This window comes from Corallococcus sp. AB045 (assembly GCF_003668895.1).
GTDB lineage: Bacteria > Myxococcota > Myxococcia > Myxococcales > Myxococcaceae > Corallococcus > Corallococcus coralloides.
On the sequence record NZ_RAWN01000351.1, the window covers coordinates 1 to 5,205 of the forward strand.

A 5,205-nucleotide genomic window follows, 5' to 3' on the forward strand; every position below is an offset into this window, starting at 1 on the left:
GCGAGCGTCTTGTCCCCGCGGGTGTGGCGCAGGGTCTCGTGGATGACGCGCCTTTCAATCTCCTCCATGGGCGTCCCGATGGGGATGACCAGCTGTCCGGCGGAGCCCAGGGGCCCCTTGCGCACGGACTCTGGCAGGTCGCTGGCCTCCAGCACGTCCGTGCGGGCCAGCACCACGGCGCGCTCCACGGCGTGCTCCAGCTCCCGCACGTTGCCGGGCCACGCGTAGTTCTCCAGCACGCTCAGGGCGTCCGGGGAGAAGCCGCGCAGCACCTTGCCGTTCTTCGCGGAGAAGCGGCGCAGGAACGCCTCCGCCAGCAGCGGGATGTCCTCGCGGCGCGACGCGAGCGCGGGCACGCGGATCTCCACCACGTGCAGGCGGTAGTAGAGGTCCTCGCGGAAGCGGCCCTCCGCGACCTCCTTCTGCAGGTCCTTGTTGGTGGCGGCGACCAGCCGCACGTCCACCTTCACCGTCTGCGTGCCGCCCAGGCGCTCCAGCTCTCCCTCCTGGAGCACACGCAGGAGCTTCACCTGCGCGGAGAGGGGCATCTCGCCCACCTCGTCCAGGAAGAGGGTGCCGCCGTTGGCGCGCTCGAAGCGGCCCTCGCGGCGGGTGACGGCGCCGGTGTACGCGCCGCGCTCCACGCCGAAGAGCTCCGCCTCCAGGATGCTCTCCGGGATGGCGCCGCAGTTGACGGCGATGAAGGACTGCTTCGCCCGGGCGGAGTGCTCATGCAGCGCACGCGCGGCCAGCTCCTTGCCGGTGCCGGATTCGCCCAGCAAGAGCACCGTGGCGGTGGAGGGCGCCGCCTGGCGGATGGTGTCCAGCATGGCGCGGAAGGCGGGGGACTGGCCCACCATGGCGCGCCCGCCCGCGGGGTTGATCTCCGCGAGCTTCGCCTTGAGGGAGGTGTTCTCCTGGACGAGCGCCTGCTTCTCCAGCGCCTTCTGCACGGCCTTCACCAGGGCGTGGCGCTTGAGGGGCTTGGTGATGAAGTCGTAGGCGCCGTCCTTCATGGCGGCCACGGCCGTCTCCACCGTGCCGTAGGCGGTCATCAGCACGACCTCCACGTCCGGGCGGATGGCGCGGCTGGCCTTGAGCAGCTCCTGGCCGTCCATGCCGGGCATCATCAGGTCGGTGACCATGACGCTGACTTCGGGGCGCCGGAGCAACTCCAGCGCCTCCGTGCCCTGCGCGGCGGACAACGTGGCGAAGCCTTCCCGCTGGAAGATGCGGGCGACCGAATCGAGGTTGGCGCGGTCGTCGTCGACGACCAGGACCGTGGGAGATGTCATGGGAGTGCGGGCCTCTCTCAACACGGCCCTGCAATCCCCATTCCCTTCAGACCTGCTCTTCGTCCGGCTCCAGGGGCCCGCCGCCCATGCGGCCAATGTCCTCGCGGCGCACCTTGTCCACGTTGAAGCGCAGGGCGCTGGCCAGCATGCGGCGCACGGTGGTGTCGAAGGTGGGAGGCGGGCCGTCCTTGCGGAAGCGCAGGAAGTTGAGCCGGGCGACGACGAAGTTCTTGAGGTAGGGGCTCTGGAGGCCGCGCTCCTTGAGGGCGTTGACGACGGAGACCACCGCGTCGTCCAGCTCCAGCAGCAGCTCCGCCTGGGCGTCGCGCACGGCCAGGGCCTGGGGCAGCGGCACCTCCTGGAATCCGTCCACCACCTTGACGAAGGGGTGGTAGGCGCCCGCGGAGAAGCGGGGGCGCTTCTCGTAGGCGGCACCCAGGGTGAGGAAGGAGGGCTCCTCGAAGAGGTGGGAGAAGGCGGACTCCTTGCCCGGGCGGTTCGCGCCGACCAGGCCCCGCGCCATGCGGATGACCTCCAGCGAGCGCTCCTTCAGGTTGTGGGCCTTCTCCGTGTTGAGGGCGAGGATTTGGTAGGCCACGTCCTCGTCCGGCAGGAGCAGCGCGACGATGGACTTCGCGCCCAGCAGCTTGCTGGCGTTGAGGCGGTGGTTGCCGTTGGGCGTCCAGTAGCGGCCCTCCACGCGCACCGCGATGACGGGGTCCAGGAAGCGGTCCAGGCGCTCCATGGCGGTGGCGAGCCGCTTGACGTGGGGCTCGGACAGGTCGCGCTGGTAGGGCGTGGGCTCCACCTTGTCGATGGGGAGCACGGCGAAGACGACGGGGTGTCCGCCCAGCGGGTCGCGGTAGACGGACAGCACCTGGCCGCCGTCCTCGCGTACGGCCTGGAGGAGGGCGTCGGGGAAGGCCACGGCCTCGCTCGCCACCTCCGCCGCGCTCAGCCCCCGCGACTTCGGTTCGGCCTTCTTGCGGCGCGGCTTGCGCGGCGTGGCCGACTTCGACTTCGCGGGGGAGGACTTGCGGGCGGACTTCGCGGCCATGCGGACGTCACCTCGTGCCGGTGGAAATGAGGTCCGCGAGCGTAGGCGACCGGGCCGGGCTGGCTACGCGCCCGACACGGTGAGCTGTCGGAAGCGGACAGTGGGTGCGCCCACGCTGCCGCCCCGGAACTGGAGGTCGCTGCCCACCGCGTCCACGTCCTTCAACATCTGGAGGAGGTGGCCCGCGACCGTCACCTCCTGCACCGGGTGGGTCAGCTCACCGTTCTCGATCCAAAGGCCGTTGGCCCCGCAGGACATGTCCCCGGACACCGGATCCGCGCCGTGGCCCAGCAGGGCGGTGACGTAGAGGCCCTGGGGCACTTCGCGGATCAGCTCCTCCGGCGTCTTCGTGCCCTTCTCCAGGTAGAGGTTGGTGGTTCCGATGCCCGGCAGCGCGCTGTAGCCGCGCGACGCGTTGCCCGTGGTGCGCGCCTTCGCCTTGCGCGCGGTGAAGGCGTCGTAGAGGAAGCCGGACAGCACGCCCTGATCCAGGATGGGCGTGCGGCGGGTGGGGACGCCCTCGCCATCGAATGGCGCGGTGGCCAGGCCCCGGGGGAGGAGGCCGTCATCCACCAGCGTGACGTGCTTGCCCGCGAGCCGCTTGCCCAGGTGGGGCGCGAGCACGCTGGACTGCTGGTACACGGCGTTGCCGTTGGCGGCCTGGGACAGGTTGCCCACGAAGCTCGCGGCCACCAGCGGGTCGAACACCACCGGCACCTGCTGCGTCTTCACCGGCTTCGCGCCCAGCATGCGCACGGCGCGCTTCGTGGCCTCGCGGCCGATGGACTCAGGCGACTCCAGGTCGTCCAGGAAGCGCTTGTAGTCCAGCCAGTAGCCCGTCTGGAGCTGGCCACCCTGCGACGCCACCGGCACCGCGACCAGGTACACGTACGTGCCGGAGTAGCCGCCGGACGCGCCCTCGCTGGACGCGAGGTACACCTCCGCCACGAAGTCGCCCGCGGACACGGAGTCGAAGGTGACGACGCGCGAGTCCTGGGCCCGGCCCGCGCGCTCCGCCTCCAGCGCGGCGTTGATCTTCCAGTCCCCGGGCAGGTTCGCGACCTTGGGGTCGAAGAGGATGCCGGTGTCGCCGCGCTTGCCCAGGTCCTTCGCGCCGGGCAGGCCGTTGAGCTTGTTGGGCGCGGCGGCCTCCGCCAGTTGCACGGCCAGGTCCACCACGCGCTCCAGGCCCGCGGGCGTGAAGTCGGACGTGTACGCGAAGCCCAGCCGGTCCTTCACGATGACCCGGATGCCCAGGCCCTTGCTGGTGGCCTCCGTGAGGTCTTCTATCTGCCCTTCGCGGACGCGCACGCTGCTCTGGCGGCCCACCTCCAGGTACGCCTCCGCCTGCTTCGCGCCCTTCTTCACGGCGCGCTGAACGACCTTCTTCGCGAGCTGTTCGTAGTTCACGGTTGTCCTCAGCCGACCTTCGTTCCGCCCACGGTGACGTTGTCGATGCGCACGGTGGGCAGGCCCACCCCCACGGGCATCATCTGCCCGTCCTTCACGCAGACGCCCATGCCGGGGTCCGGCATCGGGTCGCAGCCCACGCGGGTGATGTTCTTCAGCGCCTCCGGCCCCACGCCAATCAGGATGGCGTTCTTCACCGGGCGGCCCAGCTTGCCGTCTTCAATCTGGTAGGCCTCGCTGACCTCGAAGACGAAGTTGCCGTTGCTGATGTCCACCTGGCCTCCTCCGAAGGTGGCGCAGTACAGCCCGCGCTTCACCTCCTTGAGGATGTCCTCCGGCGCGTGGTCTCCGGGCGCCAGGAAGGTGTTCGTCATGCGCGGCAGGGGCAGGCTCTTGAACGACTCCCGCCGGCCGCTGCCCGTGGAGCGCTGGTTCATCAGCTTCGCGTTGAGCTGATCATAGAGGTAGCCCTTGAGGACGCCGTTCTCGATGAGGACCTTGCGCTCGCCGGGCACGCCCTCGTCGTCGATGTTGATGGAGCCGCGCGCGCTGGACACCGTGCCGTCGTCGATGACCGTCACCAGCTCCGAGGCCACCTTCTCCCCCAGCTTGCCCGCGAACAGCGACGTGCCCTTGCGGATGAAGTCCGCCTCCAGGCCGTGGCCCACCGCTTCGTGCAGGAGGATGCCGCTCCAGCCCGGCGCCAGCACCACCGTCTGCGGGCCGGCCACGCAGTCCACCGCGCCCAGCGTGGCGATGGCCTGACGCGCGGCCTCCTCTGACACGGACTCCGGCGTCACGCCGTCCCAGTAGCTGAAGGACACCCGGCCGCCGCTGCCGTACATGCCGGTGCGCCGCTCGCCGTTCTTCCCCAGCGCCACCACGTGCACGCTCATGCGGGACTGGTCCTGCGTGTCCTCGCTGAAGCGGCCGGTGGTGTTGGCCACGGCGATGCGCTTGGTCTGATCCACGTAGGACGCGTTCACCTGCTGGATGCGCGAGTCGAAGGCGCGGGCCGCCGTATCCGCGCGGGTGAGCAGCGCCGTCTTGCGCGCCACCGCCACGTCCTCCAGCGGCTGACCCACGCGGTAGTGGCTGGGCACCGGCACGCGCTTGACGGGGTAGGCGCGCTCGGAGCCGCCGCCCTGGGCAATCATCGCCGCGGTGCGCGCGGCGCGGACGAGCGCGGCCTCGTCCCAGTCGTCGGAGTAGGCGTAGCCCACCTTGGCCCCGGTGATGACCCGCACGCCCACGCCCTGCACCAGGCCCACCTGCGCGCTGCGGATGCGCTGCTCCTCCAGCACCACGGCGGTCGTGGACGTGCGCTCCACGTACACCTCCGCGAAGTCCGCGCCCCGGCCCATGGCTTCCGCCAGCAGACGTTCCAGCAGACCGGGGGGCAGGAGCGGGGAGGCGGCCGGCTGCCGCGCCGCCTCCCCGCTC

At 70.7% G+C, this 5,205-nt stretch carries 4 protein-coding genes; all 4 read right to left on the minus strand.

Annotation, left to right across the window (positions count from 1 at the left end; genetic code table 11):
* The coding region (locus tag D7Y21_RS40195; RefSeq protein ID WP_147469522.1) for a sigma-54 dependent transcriptional regulator at positions 1–1,295 on the minus strand (1,295 nt) is incomplete at its 3' end.
* A gap of 46 nt (positions 1,296–1,341) precedes the next feature.
* Positions 1,342–2,352 (minus strand): ParB/RepB/Spo0J family partition protein, encoded by a 1,011-nt coding sequence (locus tag D7Y21_RS40200; RefSeq protein WP_121718529.1) that lies wholly within the window; start codon positions 2,350–2,352, stop codon positions 1,342–1,344.
* A 63-nt stretch (positions 2,353–2,415) separates the two neighbouring features.
* The gene (locus D7Y21_RS40205; RefSeq protein ID WP_121718530.1) at positions 2,416–3,762 is read right to left on the minus strand and encodes a TldD/PmbA family protein; all 1,347 of its coding nucleotides are present in this window, start codon (positions 3,760–3,762) and stop codon (positions 2,416–2,418) included.
* Between the two features lie 8 nt (positions 3,763–3,770).
* Positions 3,771–5,165 (minus strand): TldD/PmbA family protein, encoded by a 1,395-nt coding sequence (locus D7Y21_RS40210; RefSeq protein WP_121718531.1) that lies wholly within the window; start codon positions 5,163–5,165, stop codon positions 3,771–3,773.
* Positions 5,166–5,205: the final 40 nt, after the last annotated feature.

What these genes read in the sequence shown, in the direction of transcription:
- D7Y21_RS40200 (WP_121718529.1), bottom strand. Translation starts at nt 2,352, where the DNA reads ATGGCCGCGAAGTCCGCCCGCAAGTCCTCCCCCGCGAAGTCGAAGTCG.